The 21248-nt window shown below is 60.6% G+C and carries 21 protein-coding genes; 3 read left to right on the top strand and 18 right to left on the bottom strand.

Features of this window, described 5'->3' with window-relative positions:
- Window positions 1–298: 298 nt before the first annotated feature.
- The 5 genes from ACVW16_RS01170 to ACVW16_RS01150 form a co-directional block, all read right to left on the bottom strand.
- Window positions 299–1027 carry a thiamine pyrophosphate-dependent enzyme gene (locus ACVW16_RS01170; RefSeq protein ID WP_456802198.1) on the bottom strand — a complete coding sequence of 243 codons (729 nt, stop codon included), beginning with the start codon at window positions 1025–1027 and terminating at the stop codon, window positions 299–301.
- Window positions 993–1268: a hypothetical protein gene (locus ACVW16_RS01165; RefSeq protein WP_456802197.1), complete on the bottom strand. Its 276-nt coding sequence runs from the start codon at window positions 1266–1268 to the stop codon at window positions 993–995. Before ACVW16_RS01165 ends, ACVW16_RS01170 begins: the two co-directional genes overlap by 35 nt.
- A 5-nt stretch (window positions 1269–1273) precedes the next feature.
- Window positions 1274–2113: a thiamine pyrophosphate-binding protein gene (locus tag ACVW16_RS01160; protein ID WP_456739263.1), complete on the bottom strand. Its 840-nt coding sequence runs from the start codon at window positions 2111–2113 to the stop codon at window positions 1274–1276.
- Window positions 2114–2741: 628 nt separating this feature from the next.
- Window positions 2742–4106, bottom strand: a complete 1365-nt coding sequence (locus ACVW16_RS01155) for a PQQ-dependent sugar dehydrogenase (RefSeq protein WP_456802196.1) — start codon at window positions 4104–4106, stop codon at window positions 2742–2744.
- Window positions 4058–4492, bottom strand: a complete 435-nt coding sequence (locus tag ACVW16_RS01150; protein ID WP_456739265.1) for a DUF2231 domain-containing protein — start codon at window positions 4490–4492, stop codon at window positions 4058–4060. Before ACVW16_RS01150 ends, ACVW16_RS01155 begins: the two co-directional genes overlap by 49 nt.
- A gap of 372 nt (window positions 4493–4864) precedes the next feature.
- Here ACVW16_RS01150 and ACVW16_RS01145 point away from each other — a divergent pair, with 372 nt between their 5' ends.
- Both ACVW16_RS01145 and ACVW16_RS01140 read left to right on the top strand, forming a co-directional pair.
- On the top strand, window positions 4865–5062 hold the full coding sequence (locus ACVW16_RS01145; protein ID WP_456739266.1) for a hypothetical protein: 198 nt from the start codon (window positions 4865–4867) through the stop codon (window positions 5060–5062).
- 9 nt (window positions 5063–5071) lie between these two features.
- Window positions 5072–5239 carry a DUF2934 domain-containing protein gene (locus tag ACVW16_RS01140; RefSeq protein ID WP_456739267.1) on the top strand — a complete coding sequence of 56 codons (168 nt, stop codon included), beginning with the start codon at window positions 5072–5074 and terminating at the stop codon, window positions 5237–5239.
- 102 nt (window positions 5240–5341) lie between these two features.
- On the opposite strand, the gene ACVW16_RS01135 is transcribed toward ACVW16_RS01140, so the two are convergent.
- The 13 genes from ACVW16_RS01135 to ACVW16_RS01075 form a co-directional block, all read right to left on the bottom strand.
- A complete protein-coding gene (locus ACVW16_RS01135) occupies window positions 5342–5527 on the bottom strand; it encodes a PRC-barrel domain containing protein (protein WP_456739268.1) in 186 nt (61 codons plus the stop codon).
- Between the two features lie 46 nt (window positions 5528–5573).
- Window positions 5574–5720 carry a hypothetical protein gene (locus ACVW16_RS01130; protein ID WP_456739269.1) on the bottom strand — a complete coding sequence of 49 codons (147 nt, stop codon included), beginning with the start codon at window positions 5718–5720 and terminating at the stop codon, window positions 5574–5576.
- 1476 nt (window positions 5721–7196) lie between these two features.
- Window positions 7197–7898: an SDR family NAD(P)-dependent oxidoreductase gene (locus tag ACVW16_RS01125; RefSeq protein ID WP_456739270.1), complete on the bottom strand. Its 702-nt coding sequence runs from the start codon at window positions 7896–7898 to the stop codon at window positions 7197–7199.
- Window positions 7899–8239: 341 nt separating this feature from the next.
- A complete protein-coding gene (locus tag ACVW16_RS01120) occupies window positions 8240–9067 on the bottom strand; it encodes an enoyl-CoA hydratase-related protein (protein WP_456739336.1) in 828 nt (275 codons plus the stop codon).
- Between the two features lie 86 nt (window positions 9068–9153).
- Window positions 9154–10974 (bottom strand): AMP-binding protein, encoded by a 1821-nt coding sequence (locus ACVW16_RS01115; RefSeq protein ID WP_456739271.1) that lies wholly within the window; start codon window positions 10972–10974, stop codon window positions 9154–9156.
- Between the two features lie 77 nt (window positions 10975–11051).
- Window positions 11052–12221: an iron-containing alcohol dehydrogenase gene (locus ACVW16_RS01110; protein WP_456739272.1), complete on the bottom strand. Its 1170-nt coding sequence runs from the start codon at window positions 12219–12221 to the stop codon at window positions 11052–11054.
- Window positions 12222–12298: 77 nt separating this feature from the next.
- Window positions 12299–13504, bottom strand: coding sequence for an ABC transporter substrate-binding protein (locus ACVW16_RS01105; protein WP_456802195.1), 1206 nt, complete (start codon window positions 13502–13504; stop codon window positions 12299–12301).
- A gap of 84 nt (window positions 13505–13588) precedes the next feature.
- Window positions 13589–14596, bottom strand: a complete 1008-nt coding sequence (locus tag ACVW16_RS01100; protein ID WP_456739274.1) for an NAD(P)H-dependent flavin oxidoreductase — start codon at window positions 14594–14596, stop codon at window positions 13589–13591.
- Window positions 14597–14617: 21 nt separating this feature from the next.
- Entirely contained in the window at window positions 14618–15805 is a 1188-nt protein-coding gene (locus tag ACVW16_RS01095) for an acetyl-CoA C-acyltransferase (RefSeq protein ID WP_456739275.1), read from the bottom strand.
- A gap of 15 nt (window positions 15806–15820) precedes the next feature.
- Window positions 15821–16951: an acyl-CoA dehydrogenase family protein gene (locus tag ACVW16_RS01090; RefSeq protein ID WP_456739276.1), complete on the bottom strand. Its 1131-nt coding sequence runs from the start codon at window positions 16949–16951 to the stop codon at window positions 15821–15823.
- Window positions 16952–16974: 23 nt separating this feature from the next.
- Window positions 16975–18156 carry an acyl-CoA dehydrogenase family protein gene (locus tag ACVW16_RS01085; RefSeq protein WP_456739277.1) on the bottom strand — a complete coding sequence of 394 codons (1182 nt, stop codon included), beginning with the start codon at window positions 18154–18156 and terminating at the stop codon, window positions 16975–16977.
- 12 nt (window positions 18157–18168) lie between these two features.
- A complete protein-coding gene (locus ACVW16_RS01080; protein ID WP_456739278.1) occupies window positions 18169–18906 on the bottom strand; it encodes an SDR family oxidoreductase in 738 nt (245 codons plus the stop codon).
- A gap of 163 nt (window positions 18907–19069) precedes the next feature.
- On the bottom strand, window positions 19070–19708 hold the full coding sequence (locus ACVW16_RS01075) for a DsbA family protein (protein ID WP_456739279.1): 639 nt from the start codon (window positions 19706–19708) through the stop codon (window positions 19070–19072).
- Between the two features lie 204 nt (window positions 19709–19912).
- Here ACVW16_RS01075 and ACVW16_RS01070 point away from each other — a divergent pair, with 204 nt between their 5' ends.
- Window positions 19913–20404 (top strand): winged helix-turn-helix transcriptional regulator, encoded by a 492-nt coding sequence (locus ACVW16_RS01070; protein ID WP_456739280.1) that lies wholly within the window; start codon window positions 19913–19915, stop codon window positions 20402–20404.
- Window positions 20405–21248 lie beyond the last annotated feature (844 nt).

Below are 21248 nucleotides of genomic sequence, written 5' to 3'. Positions count from 1 at the left end.
GCTTCCCGGCACTCCGCTTGCTAGTGATACCCGATGCCGAGGGCAGCTTCGACCCTCGCTGCGTAAAAATGAGAGGCGTCGGAACACGAGCAGAATTGCACGCTTCAATTCATGCTAGAGTTGAAGACGCTTGCGAGGTCGAACTCCAGGTTGGTGTTGAAGAAATAACTTCTTCTTTCGCCGTCAAACCTCCTGGCATTTTCACGCAGCTCAGCCTCGAAGCTAATGACGCTTCGCTTCGCGCTCATCCGGGCTTTAGTTGCTGACCTTCTTCATGACGTCTCCCTGCAGCCGACGGTCAAGCTTCGAGCTGCTCCGGCTTTGCCGGCTTTTCGTCTGCATCGACCAACGCCTCGACCAGCGCGGGTTTACGGAAGGCAAACGCCGCTTCAATCGCGGGACGGACCTGAGCGGGCGTTTCACAACGGAAGGCGTCGGCTCCGCAGGCTTTAGCGAAAGCAACGAAGTCGATTGGCGACAACTCGCAGCCAAAGCTCGGATTACCGATTTCCTCCTGCTCAAACTTGACCTCGGCAAGACTATTGTTCTTGAGCAGCACGACCTTGACAGGCAAGTTGTGCGCAACAGCCGTCGATAGCTCCGCCATCAGCATGGCAGATCCGCCGTCGCCCGCGATCGCCACCGATTGCCGGTTCGGGAAAGCCAACTGCGCAGCGATCGCAAAGGGCAGCCCCGGCGCCATGCTCGCAAGCATACCGGTGCCGGTGAGAAATTGCCTCTCGCGTAAGCGTAAACAACGTCCAGCGAAATGCGTGTTGGCTCCGCAGTCGAGAGAAATCACAGCATCATCGCTCAAGAGGTCGCTAACCGCCCGGATCACCATCTGCGGGCGCAACGGCGAGCGTTGCGTATCTTCGACCTGCTGCGGCAGAAGATTCCAATCACCCATGCGACGCTGCGCTTCAGCCAAGAACGAACGGTCTCCTTTGCGCTGGACGAGCGGGAGCAGCGACTGCAGCGTCGCCTTGACGTCAGCAACAATCCCGATCTCCACGGCATAACGCAAGCCGATGCGGTCCGCTTTGAGGTCGACCTGTATGCCGGGCGCGCTTTCCGGGGGAGGGATAGTACTCCTCCCATGGCATCGTGGATCCGAGGATCAGGATGGTGTCGCAGTTCTTCATGATCCACGAGGACGGCGCCGTGCCGAGGTCGCCGATCCCGCCGGTGGTGAATAGAGAATCGTCTGGTAGCACGGCCTTGCCGAGCAACGATTTGGCCACCGGCGCTGCGAGCGCGTCGGCCAATTGCGTCAGTTCCTCGCGTGCGTGCAAGGCGCCCTGTCCGGCAAGATGGCGATCCGCCGACCGGAATTGAGGAGGTCCGCCGCCGCGCGCAGCTGGTCCTGCGGCGGTGGTGACAAGGGCGGGGTCCAGGACGAGGAGGTTCTCACGCCGGGATTGCGCATCGATCGCTTGCCGGCGGACAGCTTCATCATCTGTACATCCTTTGAGATGGTCAGATGCGCGACACCGCGCTCGCCAAGCGCCGCGCGGCAGGCGCGATTGGCGACGATGATCGCATGCTCCGGACCGGTCACTTGCTCGTTGTAGAGCGCAACGCTCTGCATGAGGCGCACCGTGTCGATACCCTGCTGGTAACGCACGCCCATTAGATCGTGAAAGGTCAGGCCGGTGAGCGCCACCACCGGCGCGCCATCCAGTGCGGCGTCGTACAGGCCGTTGAGCAGATGAACGGCGCCGGGGCCCGTGGTGCCGATGCAGACGCCGAGCCGGCCGCTGTGCTTGGCGAAACCCGAGGCCATGAAGGCAGCTGCCTCCTCGTGCCGCACGCCGATATAGCGGATGCGATCGGCGCGTTTGCGCAATGCCTCCACGATCGAGTTGATGCCGTCTCCGACGATGCCGAAGGCATGAGTTGCGCCCCAAGCGATCAGAGTTTCGACGAGAATGTCCGCGGTGGTTTCGTCCCCAGCGAGACTGGAGGGCGCCGGCTGCGGGGTCATGGACGGCGCGGTCTCGGAAGGTTGGGCCTTCGCTGGCGACCATGTGCCGGCGGCGACAAGACCAGCGGTCGCACTCACGACGAACTCGCGACGATACAGGCCATTGGAGTGCTTGAAATTTGACATGACGGCTCTCCTGATGCGACGGAATAACAAGCGCGCCAGGGCAAGGTGCCTTCTCGAATTGAACTAAATACCGTCGACGACCATCAGTGGAACTCGAGGATCGCTTCTGACGATCGGCGGGTTCGGCCGTTCACCACATCGGAGCTGGTGACCATTCGCATAAAAAGGCGGGAAGAGCAGTCGTTTCAACCAAAACGAACTCGGTTAGTGGCCAGGCATGATGCCGGTTTTTGGTATCCCTAAATCCTCTACAGCTTTGTTCATTGTACTGTCGTTGACAAAGCCACTAACCGCCGATGATGAGCTGGAATTTGTCCGCCCTTTACCAGTATTGCCCAGTCGACTTCCTGTCGTTCCATGACTTAGGCGTTGCTCGTTTTTGGCCCAGGCGACCCACCAGTCCCATTTACCGATCCGGGAGTAGACATTGACCCAGCAGCCGTGCTGCTGGAGCCAGCCCCTGCTGCCGAACCAGCACCGCTGCCGGAGCCACCGCTGCTTTGTGCATAGACCAGGGGGCCCAATGCGCTGAGGAATAGCGCGGCCAGGCCAACTCGAACTCTCATAGAGACCCTCGCGTCTGATCTCAGGATTTGATAAGCGGCGAGTATTGCCCGCGCGTGCTAATTTAGTGCTCCGTCGTGTTCGCACTGACGCGCCAGACCGCGTTGCCTGTATCGTCGGCGACCAGCAGCGCGCCGGTACGGTCAAGTGCGACGCCGACGGGCCGGCCCCTCACCGTGTCGCTGTCGTTGCCAAGAAATCCAGTGACGACCGGGACAGGTTTTCCCTCCGGCCGACCGTTTACCAGCGGCACGAAAATCACCTGATAGCCGTTGACAGGGCTACGATCCCAACTGCCGTACTCGCCGACAAAGATGCCGTCACCGAATTTGGCTGACAGTTTCTCGCCTTTGCTGAACGCGAGACCAAGCGCGGCCACGTGCGAGCTTAGGCCGTAGTCGGGCTTGATCGCCTTGGCCACAAGGTCCGGCCTTTGCGGATGGACACGTACGTCAACGTGTTGGCCCCAATAGCTGTAAGGCCAGCCATAGAAGGCGCCCTCCTGCACCATGGTGAGATAATCGGGGACCAGGTCCGGGCCGATCTCGTCCCGCTCGTTCACGACCGCGAACAACCGTCCGGTGTCGGGATCGACGGCGAGATTGGTCGGATTCCGTGTGCCCGACGCGAAAATGCGTTTTGCACCCGACGAGCGATCCACCTCATAGATCGCTGCCCGCCCCTCTTCGGCGTCAAGGCCGTTTTCAGTGATGTTGCTGTTGGACCCGACGCCGACATAGAGCTTGGACCCATCCGGGCTGGCGACGATCGCTTTCGTCCAGTGGTGGTCAATCGGTCCGGCTGGAAGGTCCGCAAGCTTCGTACCGGGCTCAGTGATCTTGGTCTGCCCGAGCGTGTACTTGAAAGCGATGATCGCGTCCGTGTTGGCCACGTAGAGCGTGCCGTCCACATAAGCCACGCCATAGGGCGAGTGAAGGTGGTCGACCAGAATAGTCTGTTCTTCCGGCTTTCCATCTCCATTGGCATCGCGAAGCAGGGTGATGCGGTTGCCGCCCTTACCGGCTGTGCCGGCTCGCGCTTTTACCTTGCCTTGGATGAAGTCCTTGGGCCGGAAGGGTATGGTGCCGGGACTGTTACCCTCCACGACCAGGATATCGCCGTTCGGCAAGGGATAGACGATACGAGGATGCATCAGCCCCGTCGCCATCGCCTGCACTTTCAACGCATCAATGGTCGTCGGGGTCTCTCCTGGCTTCCAGCCAACCTCCTTCGGGACGCTCATGGGTGGCAATAGATAGTTCTGGGGCTCCGGGAGGTAAGGGTCTGCCCCGTATTGCCGCACGGGATCACCGCCCTGGTCGCCGCAGGCGGTCAGCGCGAGCAGAGTGCAAATGGCTGGCAAGGCACGAAGCACATGGGTCACGTTCTCTCTCCGATCTCGGTGGTGCGAGCCGTGCTCACCTTCCATCCGTTAAAGGCGGCCATCAGCAGCAGAATGGTTACAATCCCCGAGATCGAGACGCCCTGAGGTACGACTGAGGTCCAGGCGTCACGGCTGTGAATGAATACGTTCAAGAGCGAGAGAAGTGCGGCCAGCGCGACGAGCGCGAAGGCGATCCAGTCGATCCGTCTCGCTCGGCCTGCGATAAAATCGACGATCAGGGTAATTGTGGCGACGAGAGCCAGAATCAGGCCAGCAGTAATCAGCCAAGCCGACAAGTTGGCCCACTGCCAGTTCGAGGTTTCCCAATACATGAGGTCGGTCACCAACGCGGCAATCAATAGGGTCGCTCGCGCGCAGGTGAAGCCGGGGTGCAGCAACGACTTGGGACTGATCCCGGGCGATCTCGCCATTTGGACTCCTCAACGTTCGCTACCGCGCGCCGGCCGCTGCTCGGAGCACTGCGAAACAGAACGCATTCTTCCCGTCGATCTGCCCACCAACGGAACCGGGAGAGGTGTGTTCCTAATGGAATTGAACCAGCGAACCACCAGCAGGTGCCACCAGCGAAACAGTTGCAGCCCGCCGCAAAAAGGCTGGTACGCCCACGAACAGAACCCCCGCTCTTTAACTCACCATGAGAGAGAAGCATTGCGTAAGCTCGACCTAGGAACGATTGGCGCCGGACCAACATTGAGCTTTGCCGGGTCGTTCAGGCCCACGGCATTGGCGACCTCGGCTCTGGCCCCCCTGCAGAGCTGAGGTCGGGTTAAGGGGCCAACGACATGAGAAACGAGCAATTTCCGAACCGTCGCATCGTAAGAACGAGAGACCAGCGCGAGGAGAGGGAAGCCGAACGTCACGCTCAGGCGGAGCAGGTCATGGTTGATCACGCGGCTGCTCAGGAAGCGGTGAAAGCGAATCGTGAGCGTCTGCGGGCCTTACGCCTGGCCCATAACTTGGCCCATAAACAGTTTGATTGAGCTCAGGGTGTGAAACACCTCGACGACAACGATGTCAGAGAACGTGCCTTCCTCATCTGGAAGCAAGCGGGCGAGCCCAATGGCAAAATGGATGAGTTTTGGTACGAAGCCGAGCGCCAACTTGAGCAGCAACGTCTGAAAGAACTCAGAGAGGCCGGTGAAGCCCTGTCGGACTGACCGGAAATAATTCGTTCGACAATGAAGCTGCGGGCCGCGCTTGGATCAGATACACCCGCGACACTCATGGCCGACCATTGGCGGCCGATCATTGGCGGACGATCATTGCTCGATTTTCTTGATCATTGAGATCGGCCACTGACCATCATGTCCAACTATGGATATGCGTAGTCCATGAATATCATCGAGAAACAAGTGTCCGATTGAACCGGCCTTGCCGTCGGTCAAAATGACCGCACGCCCCACCAATTCCTCCTCAGCTTGATGCAATTGAGCAAGAATACTCATCGCTCGGCGGTCACCCGTCACTGATACAAACGCGACAGCAAGCAATTCAACTGACTTGCGCCTTCTCTTTTAGACTGTCGATAAGCGTTTCTGCGTCTTCTTTAGTGTCAGCGAGCTTAGATTCGTCGACCACGCCCGCCTTAGAGCTTAACCTTTTGAGTTCATCCAGCTGTTCCTGGGTGGGCTTTTCCATTGCTCTGCTCCAAATCGGTTATCTTGAAAGATAACTGCGTCAAGGGCGCGAAAGGAAACGAGTGCTCGGAATACCGACCGGCGATCGGGCTCCGGCTCAACGGGCGGAATATCTGCTCGTTCCTACCTGGCGTTCTCGTCCTCCCCGACCCTTATCGATAGAGGCAACGGAGCTCCAATTGTTCGAGCGCGAATGGGAGACGTTCCCTAATCGGGCATTGAGACAATAGGAACGGGCTGCACTTGTCGACTTTGATCCGGGCCAAGCGCAAGGCTATTTCACGATAGCTCGAGGGGCCCCGGCCGTGGAGTGGTACTCCTGTGTTCGTCGACCGTCGAAGCCATGGCCTTCTTCATGCCGCGACCGCGGGGCGCCCCTCGAGAGCCTTCGCAAATTCGATGAAGGCCACCTTGATCGCGGGCTGCAGAGAGCTCAGGAGGGGCCTTCTCGTCGGCGTAAAGCACGATCCTGAGCGCAAGGAAGAACCGGCTCGTGGGGTGCGTTGCCGATATGGTTGAATTCGCCTCTGGGGTGCCTAGGCGTCGACCTCAGGGCCATCGGTTAACTGTGGGAAACACCCGAGCAGGCCCCGATTCCACCGTGCAGAGCGAAAGGAGCGCCAGATCATCGCGATGACGCGGACGACCGAGCCGAGCATGGAGGCGGGGCAGAACGTTACGTAGGAGCATGCAGGCTCGCCGACCATGGACAACGGCGGGGCCAGGGCCTTGGTAGGCCCTGCCGCTGGGATGGTGCGGCCAAGCGGCCGGCGGTCGAAAATTACGGTCGGCTGCTGCAGCGGATTGCGGCCATTCAAGAGCTCGATGATGGCTCTGCGGTCCTCCCCCCGTAGAGGGAGATGATGTGTGCACCAGTGGATGTTTCCGTCAGATATACGGCGACGCCGGCGCTTCGGGCGCTTCGGATAATTGTGACCGTGCAGTCGAATGGCGTCTTCGACGTCTGCCAAGCTGATCCGGAAACGCGCTGCAATCTCGTCTGGCTCATCGCCCCGACCTCACAATAGTGCAAGAGCGGTTGCGGGCAGCGCTTCACCTAGAACAACGCGAACAACGTCCGGCGATGATCCGCTCTTCTTCTCTTTCATTCGGGTCCCTCAATTCATGAAGGACACAATTATCAGCATCGCCGTCGACGGGATCGGCGGTACTGATGACCTTTTGCCAAGATTTACTTCGATAGTGTTCAACCGAAGTCCCCTTTTTGGCGCATCATTTCCAATCGGCTAAGAGTACTCATCCGCTTCGCTGACCCGGTCGAAGGCCGAGACTTCTGGAACCGGGTCAGGCTCGAAGACGGCGGCATCACCTCGTATCTAGCGACCCCATCGAGGAAAGTCCCGATGGCTTCGACAAGATCGGCGCGGGTAGCCGCTCCGCGTTGCAGATATGTTGCATCGGACATCCGACCTCACGAGGCGTCTCACAGACTGCAGCAACCGGCGACACTCCTCGACTACCAGCTTTCCCCGAACGGTCGGAGTTCAACATTGAACGACCAGGCGCTGCGGTCCTGGTGGGCTACGTGCCAGATCTCGCTCGCGATCGCCTGCGGCTTGATGAAGAAATCATCCGGCCGCTCAGGCCACCGCTTTCGCGTCCACTCAAGGTCGATCACTGCATCGATCACGACATAGGCGACGTGGATTCCCTGCGGTCCCGGATCCCGGGCCATGGACTCTGCCAGGATCCGCTGCGCCGCCTTGGTCGGCGCGAAACCGGCAAAGCCGGCCTTGCCGCGCAACGCCGAGGTATTGCCGGTGGTAACGATGGCGCCCGCACCGGCCGCGATCATCGCGGGGGTCAATCGCCGAGCCAGATAAAACAGCCCCATCGTGTTGACCTGAAAATTGCGGTTGAGAATCGCCGGATCGATCTCCCGAAAGGTGCCGAACGCACCGCCGACAGCGTTGTGGATGACGACCGTGGGATGGCCGAGATCGCGCTCCACAGCCGATGCCACCGCATCTACCTGTGCTAGGTCCGAAACGTCGCAGCGAAAACCCTTCGCGCCCGGCAATTGCGCTTCGAGCGCCGCAAGGCGCTCCTCATTGCGCGCGAGCAGCGCCACGCGATAGCCACCTTGCGCGAACTTCCTGGCAAGAGCCGAGCCCGTACCGGGGCCGACACCCGAGATCAGGCAAACTGGCGCGGTCATGCGGTCAGACCTCCCTGTTGCGGCCGGCGGCCTTCACGCCGCGGCTCTGGACAGCAGCTTCTCGACATAGGATGCAAGATCAGGACGAAAGTGCTCATGCGTGATGAGCCGGTCGAAATGGTTGGTGTCTTGGTACGTGGCCGCGCTCAGGCGCGCCACTCCGCGCATGATGCTTTTCGATTCGAAGATCCCAACTCCGCCAGGCCCGAAGGCAGTGGGGGTCGAGTCATGCTTTGACAGCATATAATCATAAAATAATGGCGATTTGCACGCGCTTCCCTGCACAACCGGTCCTTCCGACTCGAATCGCCAGCAACTGGGTCGGCATAACATGACGAAACCTACCGCCCAGCAAATACCGGTTTGCGCTTCTCGATGAAGGCGCGCACCGCCTCCTTGTGGTCGGCCGTCCGCGACGACCGGACCATATTCGCGGCTTCTTGATCCATTGAATCCAGAAAATCCGCCCGCAAGGCGTGATCAAGGTTGTCCTTGATGTGGGCCAGCGCGATCGACGGCCCTTGCGCCAGCGACGTCGCGAGCGCAAACGCTGTCTCGCGCAATTCGGAATCGGGCACCACCCGGTTGACGAGACCCAGCGTCTCGCAACGACGCGCGTCAATCCGTTCCGACAGGAACAGCAGCTCCCGTGCCCGCGATGTTCCGACCAGCCGGGTCAGCATCCAGGCGATGCCGTAATCCCCGGTCAACCCGATCCGGGCGTATCCCGTGGACATGATCGCGGATTCCGCGGCAACGCGGATATCGCAGGCAAGCGCAAGCGCCATCCCGGCGCCAGCGGCTGGTCCCGGGAGTGCTGCGATCGTCGGCTTCCTCACCGCCACCAGCGCGCCGGTCAAGGTGCGCTGCTTGGTGCGCAGATCGGCGACGCGCTCTTCGAACGGCGTTTCGGCCTTGCTGGAATTGCCACCCATGCCTTTGACATCGCCGCCCGCGCAAAAAGCCGTGCCCGCGCCCGTGATCAGCAGCGCGCCGACTCCCGCATCGTCGCCGCATTGTTTGATCATCCGCCGCAATGCCGGCGTGAGATGGTCAGAAAGCGCGTTGCGTGCCTCGGGACGGTTGAGCGTAATAAGCGCGACGCGATCGCGGATTTCGCACAACAATTCGCTGGTTCCCGTGTCGATTTCGACCCGACTTTCTGCCATCTCTGCCAATCCCGTTTTATTCCACGAAATCGCGATCTCCCACGTCGAGGCCATCGACCGTGCATGGACTGTGCCGAGCAATCTCTTTAGATGACGATCACCTGACCGCACGGCTCGGACGAATAGATCAGCTCCATCTGCGCCGCCCGATTAATCAGGACAGCGCGTTGGTTGATGTATGCCTTGTCGGTGATCTCGCCCGCCGCCAGCGAGGGCGGCTCTGCAAGAAGCGTGAGCGCGCATACGCGCTCGCTGCTTCCGACACTGGCATTGTAAAGCCGCAAGCACTGCTGGAGAAACGCGATCACACCGGGGTCGCAGTTAAGGTCGCCATCGGCATTGGTGGCGTGCTTCCTGGCCATGACCGGGTTCAACCAACCCAGCAAAGCGCAAGAGTGGCGATTTTCGCCGGCGATGACGACATCCTGCAAGGCACCGTGGGTAGCCGCCAGCGCCGCTGCCCGCAGATTGCCGACTGCTACCCATGTCCCGTTCGCGAGCTTGAAATTTTCGGAAACCCGGCCGGTGAAGCGCAGGCCACGGCTCGGGTCGGCAGGATCGATGAACGACACGGTATCGCCGACCCGATAGAAACCTTCTTCGTCAAAGGCCGCCGACGTCAGATCCGGCCGGCCAAGATAGCCCGGCGTCACATTCGGGCCGCGCACGCGGGCTTCGTAAGTGTCCCCGGCGGGGATGAGTTTCAACTCCACCCCAGGAGCCGGAAGTCCCAACTCGCCCGACGTGTCGGTTGCCCAATGCGTGGTAGCAATCGTGGGAGCCGTTTCGGTGGTACCGTAACCCGACATCACCGGAATGGGCCTGCCTTTCGCGGCGTTCGCCAACTGGTAAAGTTTGTCGAGCGTACTCCGCGATATCGCTGCGCCTGCGTAAGTCATCCGGTCGAGTTGTCGGAAAAAATTTGTCCGCAAATCATGATCGGTTTCCAGGGCTTCGCACAACAGCGTATATCCCGCAGGCACGTTGAACATTGCGGTCGGCGATACGTCTTTCAGATTGGCAATCGTTTTGTGAAACAATTGCGGGACCGGACGTCCCTCGTCGATATAGAGTGTACCACCATGCTTCAAAATTCCATGCAGGATGACGTTGCCTCCCATCGTGTGATGCCAGGGAAGCCATTCGACCTGCACCGGTGCCTCGCGAGGCGATACCAGCAACGTTCCCATCAGCAATGCACTTGCCATCATCCTGTGCGTGTTGATCACGCCCTTCGGCAGCCCCGTCGAACCCGATGTGAACAGAATCTTTGCGGCCGCCTCCTTGTCAATCGAACGAAAGGCCCGCTCGAATTCTGCCCCGGGCCGCGTCAGATAGAGTGACTGTAGTGAGACGACCTCGGACCCTTGATCCACTGCGATCCATGTCGCGGACGAAAGCTCCAGGATCTTGCGTGCGCCCGAATAGGCCTCACTGTTCTGCACAAAGACGAAGGACGGCTGAAGCAGCATCGCAATATCCTGCAGGCGAGCCAACCCACCCGGCATCGACGAATAGTTCGGCGATATCGGAGCGGCGATGATCCCTACAGACATCGCCGCGAACATCATGACCGCATGCTCGATCGAATTGCCGGAGAGGATGGCCAATCTGTCGCCGCGCTTGGCCCCCCGATCGATCATGGCCTGCCCGACCGACTGCACGCGTTGCCATAGTTCGGCGTAAGAGAGCTTCTGCCACTCGCCGTCGCCGCCACGCTGGGCAAGAAATACGCGTTGTGGCGCCTTCTGCGCCCATTCCGGAATGAAATCCAGGATCGACCATTGCGGGGTCTCGAACGCGATCGGGGACCGCAGGACGAGTGCCCCGTCGGAACGTTTCTCGACCCGGATTTCCCGTGACGCGAATTGGGGCCCTTCCGAGAGGACCGATTGATGAAGGGTCATGCGGCCGTTGCTCCTATCCGACGATCGATGTTTCGCGTTGAATCCAGAAGGTCCAGCCCGCTCGGGCCGCACCGCCTCTATGCAGCAAGCCTGAGAATGTCGACGATATCTTCCGGCCCCTTGATGGTCCTCGGGTTCGCTCGGGTAAACACCGATAGCATCGCGTTACGACCGATCAGTTCGAACTTGTCCTGTGTCACGCCGACCTCCGAAAGATGGCCGGGTAATTCCAATCGGTTTATGAATTGGGCGAAGGTATCGCTGGCCGTGGCGTCAGGTGCTCGCCAAGCCTCGGCTATTCGCTTTTGCGCCTCGTCCGTCACCGGCTGATTGTACTTCAGAACGCTCGGCATCATAACCGCTGTGCAAAGGTAATGCGGAACATCGCAGGTACCGCCCAGCACATGTCCGATCGCATGGCTTGCTCCCATCGGAACGCGGCATTGCAAGCCGAAGGCGGACATCCAGGAGCCAAGCTGGCAGTATTGCCGGGCTTCCAGATCGTCCGGATTTTCCTTCGTGGCCAGCAGCCCGTCGTACAGGTACCGCAGACCGCGCAGGCACACACTTTCCACCAGAGGATTGCCTCTCGGCGAACAGATGGCTTCGATCCCGTGGTCCATCGCGCGCGTGCCGGATCCAAGCCACAGCGTCTGCGGAGTGTGCCGCGTGATCTGGGGATCCAGGATGATCGACAGCGGCATCATCAATGGGTGGCTGAATATCTGCTTCAGCCTCCTGCGTGAGTCCGTCACCAGCGTTCCGGAGTTGTACTCTCCGCCCGAGAGCGTGCTGGGGATCGCGATCATTCTGACCTTCGGAGCGCGAAATGGACCGGGCCGCGGCCCCTCCGGCGTCGAGACCAGTTCAAATCCATCGAGGCCGGACTCGTCCGTGATATTGTGTTCAAGGCACATCAGGACGATCTTGGCCGCATCGACCACGGATCCGCCTCCCACGGCGACGATCAAATCCGCTTTCGCCGCTGCGGCAGCCGCCGTCGCTGCAACAGCCGACGCGCGGGTCGTATGCTGCGGAACGCCATCAAAGTTACCGGCATATCGGCCGCCTAGCGCGGTGCGGATCTTCTCGATCTCGTCAGTGTGCGTGTTCAGCGTTTTGCTGACGATCAGGAATACGCGCTTGGCATCGCGCTTCTCGGCTTCCTCGCGCAAGGCCTGACCGGCAGGCTTTCCGAAGATCACCTGATCCATCGGCGGATATTGATGAAATCCGACTATAGTCATGCTGGTTCTCCATTGTTGGCCGTCATCGCGCAATGGGGAATCGAACGTGCTTCAAGTGCTCTCAGCCCTCGCAGGCATCACTCGGAGCTTGCGTCCAAAACCCCGCCGAGCGGTTCCCAGTTGCTCCCGGTCCAGCGCTGCAACTGCATTTGACTCCAGATCATGTTGTTAGTTTCGCTAGTGTTGGCTTCGATTCCCGGGAAGGCTGTCGGAAGTACGACATGGCTGAGCGATTTGGCCTGCTTGACGATATTTTTGCGGGAGAGATCGTTGCCACACTGCAGAAGTATCCTTTCAAGAATCACCCCCTGCATGTAGCCAGAGAGATAACTGGAGTTCTCGAAGTCCGCGCCCGGCAGATACTTGTTAAAGAACGCCTTGTAGGCCTCAATGCCTTCGTCGCCACTCCACCTCGAGTCTGTTGGGTCCTTGTTGATGGTACCGACGATGACACCGGTCGAATTTTCCAGACCCGCCGGTTTCAACGTGCCGCCGATCGAACTCGACGGAAAGTTGACGATGACCTTGGCCTTCCAGCCGATCTCGGCAACCTTGCGGATCGCCTGCGCGGCAAACTTCGGCGTCCCGGCAACGAACAGCGCTTCGGCGCCCGAACTCTTCAGATTGACGACCTGCGAGTCCACGGTCGGCTCGGTTACCTCGTAAGCCGCGGTCACGACACGCTTGTCGAATTCTGCCTTCAGAAACGATTTGAAGGCGTTGACGTAATCCTTGCCCAGGTCGTCGTTCTGGAAAAGAATCGCATATTTCGCGCCGGGTAACGCCTTGTCGAGAAACTTGGCGTATATTCTTCCCTCGGTCTGGTAGCTGACGAGACCGGTGGTGGTCAGCGGGTAATCGCCGATCTCGGTGAATTTGCTGGAGCCACTGAACATCGCGATCGAAGGAATGCCTTTGCCCCTGAGATATTTCGCCGTCGCCGAATTGCCGGGCGTACCGAGTTGTCCGAAGATGAACGATACCTCGTCGCTTTCGACCAGCTTGCGGGCGTGCTCGATCGCTTTCGGAGGACTGTAGGCGTCGTCCATTGCGATGTAGTTGATCTTGCGGCCGTTGATGCCGCCGCGATCGTTGATCGACCGCACGTAGGCGACCACTCCCTTGCCAACGAGCCCGATCGACGACGCCGGACCGCTGAACGGGAATATCCCGCCGATCTTGATTTCCGTACTGGTGACTCCGGGCTCATCGGCGGCCAGAGCCGATGACGCGAGCAGCGATGCGGCCACACATGCGGCCGCGAAGCCCAATCTGATACCCATGTCTCTCTCCCTTTGCGCCGGTTCGAGCCCGGCGCTTTGCTTCTCTGGTAGGCAGGTGCGTGTGGCCGGACGAGCCGGCCCAAGTCATGCGACTTTCATCGCCTTTAGAGGCTCGGTGCCATCGAGGAATCCAACCAGACGCTGGCGAATGATCGCTTCCGCTTCCGCCATGATGCGATCGATCAGCTCCTTGACCGTCGGGATGTCGTGGATCAGCCCAACCACCATGCCGCAGCTCCACGCCCCCGCATCCATCTTGCCGTCGACCATGACTTTCGGGTAAACGCCGGCCACCTGATCGAGGATGTCGTCGATTTTCAAGCTTGCGCCCTTCTCGCGCTCGATCTCGAGCAACTCGTCGACGCCCTTGTTCCTGAGCACGCGCTCAGTGTTGCGCAATGCGCGCATCACAAGAACGGTGTCGAGCTCGGTTGCCTTGACCAGCGCCTGCTTCACATTGTCATGGACCGGGGCTTCCTTGGTGGCGACGAAACGCGTACCCATGTTCATGCCGGACGCTCCCATCGCAAGCACGCCGACGAGGCTGCGTCCATCCGCCATGCCGCCAGAGGCAACGAACGGGATCTTCAGCTCATCCGCCGCCCGCGGCAGCAGGATCATGTTCGGGATGTCGTCTTCGCCGGGATGACCGCCGCACTCGAATCCGTCCACGCTGACGGCATCGCAACCGATCTTCTCCGCTTTGAGCGAATGCCGCACCGAGGTGCATTTGTGGATCACCTTGATACCGGCCGCCTTTAGTGCCGGCATATAGGCCTCCGGGCTGCGGCCCGCGGTCTCGACCGCCTTGATGCCGCCCTCGCGGATCGCGGCGATATATTCTGAATAAGGCGGATCCGACAATGTCGGCAGGAACGTCAGGTTCACGCCGAACGGCTTGTCGGTCATGTCGCGGCAGCGCGCTATTTCCTTCGCGAGCAATTCCGGCGTCCGCTGGGTCAGGCCGGTGATGATGCCGAGGCCGCCGGCATTCGATACCGCGGCCGCGAGCTCGGCAAAGCCGACATAGTGCATGCCGCCCTGGATGATCGGATGCTGGATGCCGAACAGTTCAGTGATCGCTGTCTTCACGAAGATCTCCTGCTTTTCCGATCAGTGGATCATTTCAAACAAGCCGGCCGCTCCCATTCCGCCACCGATGCACATGGTCACCACGCCGTATTTCGCCTTGCGCCGCCGTCCCTCGAGCAGGAGGTGGCCGGTGAGCCGCGCGCCGGTCATGCCGTAGGGATGGCCGATCGCGATCGAGCCGCCGTTGACGTTTAGCTTGTTCGGATCGATGCCGAGCTTGTCGCGGCAATAGATCACCTGCACCGCATAGGCCTCGTTGAGCTCCCAGAGATCGATGTCGTCGATCCCAAGATTGTGGCGCTTAAGCAGCCGCGGGATCGCGGCGACCGGGCCAACGCCCATCTCGTCGGGTTCGACGCCGGCGGCGACAAAGCCGCGGAAGATGCCGAGCGGTTTCAGCCCCTTCTGCGCGGCGATCTTGTCGCTCATGATCACGCAGGCCGAGGCGCCATCGGACAGCTGGCTGGCGTTGCCGGCACTGATGGTCTTGCCTTCGAACACCGGCTTGATCTTGGCCAGACCTTCCGCCGTGGTATCAGGCCGGGGGCCTTCGTCCTTTGCCAGGGTCACCTGCTGGTAGGAGACCTGCTTGGTGTCCTTGTCGAGCAGGGCCATCTTGGTCGAGATCGGGATGATCTCGTCGTTGAAGCGGCCCCCTTGCAGCGCGGCGCCGACGCGGCGCTGGCATTCGAGACTGTACTCGTCCTGCTTGTCCCGGCCGATCTTGTAGCGCTCGGCGACGATTTCGGCTGTCTCCAGCATCGACATGTACATCTCCGGCTTCATCGCCATCAGCTCTTCATCGACAGCGTGGAACCTGTTCATGTGGTCGTTCTGGACGAGGCTGATCGATTCGATGCCGCCGCCGATCGCGATCTCGACGCCGTCGAGCATCACCGAGCGCGCGGCCACCGCGATCGCCTGCAGGCCCGAGGCGCACTGGCGATCGATCGTCGTGCCGGCAACCGTCACTGGAAGACCGGCGCGGATCGCGCCCTTGCGCGCAACATTCATCACCATGGTGCCCTGCTGCATGGCGCAGCCCATCACCACGTCCTCGACCTCGCCCGGCGCGATGCCGGCGCGCTTCACGGCCTCGGCCATCACGTGACCCGCCAGCGTCGGCCCGTCGGTGTTGTTGAGCGCGCCACGATAGGCCTTGCCCACGCCGGTACGGGCGGTGGACACGATCACTGCATCAGGTGTCATGTTTGCCTCTCTGGATCAGGCCGCCGCGCCGAGCTGCGCGTAGCGCAGCACGTGGTAGGCGGGATCGCCGAACTGGATGTTGATCGCGGAAATCCGCTTGAAGTAGTGGCCGACATTGAGCTCGTCGGTCATGCCCATGCCGCCGTGGATCTGCACGGCCTGATCGGCGACGAACTTGCCGGCATAGCCGATCTTTGACTTGGCGCCTGAGGCGAGCCGCGAGATGGCCGCCTCGCCTGCGTCGAGGCTGAGATTGAGATGCTGCATCAGGGACAGCGCCTCCTGATGCGCAATAAACATGTCGACCATCCGGTGCTGCAGCACCTGGAACGCGCCGATGGTCACGCCGAACTGCTTGCGCGTCTTGGAATAGTCCAGCGTTGCATCGTTCAGCTCGCCGATCGCTCCGACCATCTCGGCGCAGAGCGCACCGATGGCGCGGTCGCGGCATGCCTCCAGCGCAGCAACGCCCTCTCCCTCCCTGCCAAGCAGCTCGCCGCGGACATTGTTCAGGCTGATCTCGGAGGCCCGGCGGCCGTCGATGGTCCTGAAGCTCTGGAGATGCAGATTGGCCGCGTGACGGTCGACCACGAACAGGCTGACGCCGCTGCGGTCATGGCGATGTCCTGAGGTTCGGGCGGAGACGAGTAGGCGGTCCGCCCAGGGCGCGCCGATCACCGTAGCTTTCTCGCCGCTGAGGACGTAGTCCTGCCCCTCGCGGCGAGCCGCAGTGGTGACATCAGCCGGATCGAAGCGCGATCCCTTCTCGGTCGTGGCCAACGCCCAGATGCTCGTCCCGTCGACGATATCAGGGATCAGCGCCTGCTTCTGCGCCTCCGATCCCAGCCGCTCAATCAAGCCGCCGACGAGCACGATTGTCTCGACGAACGGTTCGACCACGAGATGGCGGCCGAACTCGTGCATGATGATCATGGTCGACAGCTCGCCGCCGCCAAGGCCACCGACGCTCTCAGAGAACGGCGCAGCGAGCAGACCGAGCTCGGCAAATTCCTGCCATTGCTCGCGACTCCAGCCCTCCTCGCTGGCGACGATCTTGCGCCGCGCGTCGAAATTATAGCGATCGCGCAGCAGGCGCTGGACGCTGGATCGCAGTAATTCCTGCTCTTCCGTGAACTGGATATCCATCCGATCCCCTCCTGGCTTAGCCGTCAGAGTCCGAGCACCGCTTTGGCGATGATGTTGCGCTGGATCTCGTTCGACCCGCCGTAGATCGAGAGCTTGCGCGCGTTCAGATATTTCTCCGAGGCGGTGTGGCCGTAGTCGGGCCCCGGCATGAAGCGGTTGGCGCTGACCGGATGCTCGCGGATGGCCAGCCCGTAATTGCCGATCGCGCGATGAGTCAGCTCAGTGATGTCCTGGAAGATCTCGGTGCCGCGGATCTTGAACAGCGAAGCCGCCGGTCCCGGATCGATTCCGCGCGCCATTTGCGCGACGACACGAAGCTCCGTTGCTTCCAGTGCCAACACGTCGAGCTCAACGCGGGCAATTTCTCTGATGAATTCGAGGTGCGCCGGATCGTCTTGCGGGATTTCAGCCTGGACGATCTTCTTCAGCTTCTCGATGTAGCGCGTCGAACGGCCGATCCCGGCCATGCTGGTCCGCTCGTTCCCGAGCAGGAATTTGGCGTAGGTCCAGCCCTTGTTCTCTTCGCCGATCAGGTTTTCGACGGGGACGCGGACGTTCTCGAGGAAGACGTCGTTGACCTCGTGCGAGCCATCGATGGTGATGATTGGACGCACGGTGACGCCAGGCGACTTCATGTCGATCAGCAGGAACGAAATGCCGGATTGCGGCTTTGCGGCCGGATCGGTCCGCACCAGGCAGAAGATCCAGTCGGCGTGCTGGGCCAGCGTGGTCCAGGTCTTGTGACCGTTGACGATGTAGTGGTCGCCGTCGCGCACGGCCTTGGTGCGGACGGTAGCGAGGTCCGAGCCAGAGCCGGGTTCGGAATAGCCCTGGCACCACCAGTCCTCGCCCGAGAGGATGCGCGGCAGAAATTTTTTCTTCTGGGCCTCGTTGCCAAAGGTGTAGATCACCGGGCCGACCATGGTGACGCTGAATGCCAAAGGCGGCATCGTGCCGGCACGGGTGGTCTCCTGTTCGAAGATGAAGCGGCGGGGGATGGACCAGCCGGGCCCGCCATATTCCTTGGGCCAGAGTGGCGCGATCCAGCCCTTCTTGTGGAGGATGCGATGCCACAGCAGCATCTGCTCCTTGGAGAGATCGGTCTCCGGATTAGGAACCCGCATTTCGGCAGGATAGTTATCCTTGATGAAAGCGCGGACTTCGTCGCGAAACGCCGCGTCTTCCGGGGATAGCGCGAGCTCCATTGGACGCCCCTCTTACCACTTCTCGCCGAACGGTCGGATCTCGAGCTCGAACGTCCAGGCGCTCTTGGGCTGCTGGTAGAGCTGCCAATAGGACGTCGCCACCGATGCGGGCGGCATCAATAGGTCCGGATTATCCAGCGCATTGGGCCCGAGCGCTTCGAGCCGGCGCTGCCGCACCCATTCGGTATCGACGCCAGAGTCGATGATGAGATGGGCGACATGGATGTTCTTCGGCCCGAGTTCACGGGCCATCGCCTGCGCCACCGCGCGCAGGCCGAACTTTGCGCTGGCGAAGGCTGCATAGCCGGAGCCGCCGCGCAGGCTCGCGGTCGCACCGGTGAAGAAGATATTGCCACCGCCGCGCGCAAGCATGAGCCGCGCCGCCTCTCGCCCGGCGAGGAAGCCGGAATAGCAGGCCATCTCCCAGACCTTCCGGAACACCCGTTCGGTGGTCTCGAGGATGGGAAAATTCACATTCGCACCGATGTTGAAGATGCAGACCTCAAGCGGCGCGTGCTTGTCCGCATCGTTCAGGAAGGAGATGATCTCATCCTCCTTGCGCGCGTCGAGCGAGCGGGCGTGAATCTCGCCGTCGGCAGCTTCAATGTCCTTGACGAGCGGCGCGAGCTTGTCGCCGTTGCGGCGGCCTGCAAATACCGCGAAGCCTTCAGCGGCGAATTTCTTGGCGATATCGCCGCCAATGAAGTCACCGGCGCCGATCACCGCAACCGTCCTGTTTCTCTTCTGCATGTGACTTCTCCTGCCTTTCGAAGTTGAAGCGATCTCGCCCGGCCTCAATTTCCGAGCGACTCCGCCAGCTTGCGTATTGCCGCAGTCTGATGCCAGTTCGCCAATGACACTTGTCGTTGACAGGCCCTTTGCGGGCTCAGTTCTTTCTCACGCCTACGCACCGTCAGGCGCTCTTTTGCTGTTGCGCGGCTGATTGCGCGAGGATTTCGTCCTCGACGTCGCGCAGGCTGTCCTTGCCAAAATAGATTTCGTTGCCGACGAAGAACGTTGGAGAACCGAAGCTGCCGCGGGCCACGGCGTTGCTGGTATTCTCGATCAGCTTTTTCTTGACGTCGTCCTGCTGCGCGCGCGCCACGATGCGATCGATATCCAGCCCGGATGACAGGAACGCATCGCGAAACACCTGCGTGTCGTCCATCTTCTTGGGCTCGACCCACATGTGATGATACGCCGCGCGGAAATAGGGCTCGAACACCCCCTCGAATTCGGCCGCCACGGCGCCGCGCATGAGCGCAAGCGTATTCACGGGGAAGAACGGGTTCATCCTGAATTTAGTGATGTTGTGGCGGCGCAGGAAACGCTCGGTCTCGAGCGCGTTGTATTCCGGCTTGTTCTTGATCCCCCGCAGCGACTCCGCCGGCGACATGTTCCCGGTGGCCTTGTACACGCCGCCAAGCAGCACCGGCACGTAATCGAACTTGACTCCCGTTCGCCGCTCGATCGCGGGCAGCGCGAGCTCGGCCAGGTAGGCGTTAGGGCTCCCGAAATCGAAATGAAACTCGACCTTGAGCGGAGCTGCCATGGAACGCCCTTCCCTTTAATGGCGGCGATTGCCGCTCGCCCGATTGATCGTGCGGCGAGTCCTAAAGTTCTATTTTAGCACTGTCAATATGATAATCATCATGTAATCGCACCTCCGCCGCCGGAAATGCGGCATCCTATTGAAACTTAGTGAGTTCTGTTTTAGAATTTATTTTCGGAAGCCGTAGATTCGTTGGAGTCGCTGATGAAATGGGATGCCCTCGAAGAGGAGCCGTGCTCGCTGGCGCGCACTGTCGCGGTCATCGGCGACCGCTGGAGCCTGCTTATCCTGCGCCAATGCTTTCTTCGGGTCCGCAGATTTGACGAATTCCAGTCATCACTGGGCGTGACCAGACACCTGCTTGCCGACCGGCTTAAGAAGCTCGTCCGCTTCGGAGTGCTCCGCAAATCGCCCTATCAAGAAGCGCCGAAGCGCTACGAGTACATCCTGACGCAGAGGGGTCTCGACCTATATCCGATCATCATGTCGATCGTGCACTGGGGCAACGTCCATATGGTCGACTCGCGTGGGCGTCCGTTGCTGCACGAACACAAGAACTGCCACAAAATGTTCGATCCAGTCATGATCTGCTCAGAATGTGGCGAGCCACTGACGGCGAAGGCAGTCCGTGTGCATCAAGGTCCCGGAGCGCGACAATCCTCCCCGATGCATGCGAAGGATCCCGGAAAGCGCTGACGCATCTCGCAAGAGCAAGGCTGGTCGAGTACCGAGCCACAGCATCTGGCATATGCTTGGCGAGTCAGACGAGCCAGCGGCCAAGCGATCGAAACGTCCGAGAGTTCGACACCGTATTTCTTGCCCGCATCGCGCGACAAGTTTGTCCTTGACACTTAGACCACATTGAACGCCCAGCAATTGTAAGTTCGTTTTAAAGAGCGAGCTCCGGTAATTGTAGCTGGGCCAGACGCCCAACACCTCAGCACTGCATCGGCCGCATGAGAAGGATCGCGGTGGCGCACTGGAGTCTACCTGTAAGGTAGCGACACACAGGTGAATGCAGCTCACCAGGGCCCACAACACCGAATTGGCTGAGACGGAACCCGCGTAAGGCAGTTGTCAGCCTGCCGTGTGATGTTTCGGCGTCGCCCAAACCCCGCGGGAATTGGTGGCGCGGCGGTCAGGTTGATGTTGAGAGATCCGCACACGGTTTTGATCTTCATGGGCATCTTGGCCGGCTTTGCCTTGCTGCTCTGGCTCCTCACGCGAACCTGGCCGATTATGCTCGCCCTCGGCGGTTGATTTTGACAAAGAAAAACCTGCCGACCTTGTGAGCCGGCGGGCATTATTGTCACCGCCTCAGCTGGCGCCGTCTCGGCGCTGGAATCCTAACCTGAGCACCAGATTCTCGCGCGATACCACTACCGGCGGCCTCCGACTGCATTGTGCGCATGGCGCCTGGGCTGGGCCGGCTAGCACACAGCGGATGCACGAAAGCAGCCGGCACCTGGCTGCTTTCGGTGTGTCGAGCCCAACGCGCGTATGCTACTCCTCCATTAGCGCTACGACTTCCATCGTATCC

It is taken from the genome of Bradyrhizobium sp. USDA 4474, from assembly GCF_054057515.1.
This window is presented reverse-complemented; position numbering and strand designations above follow the sequence as displayed.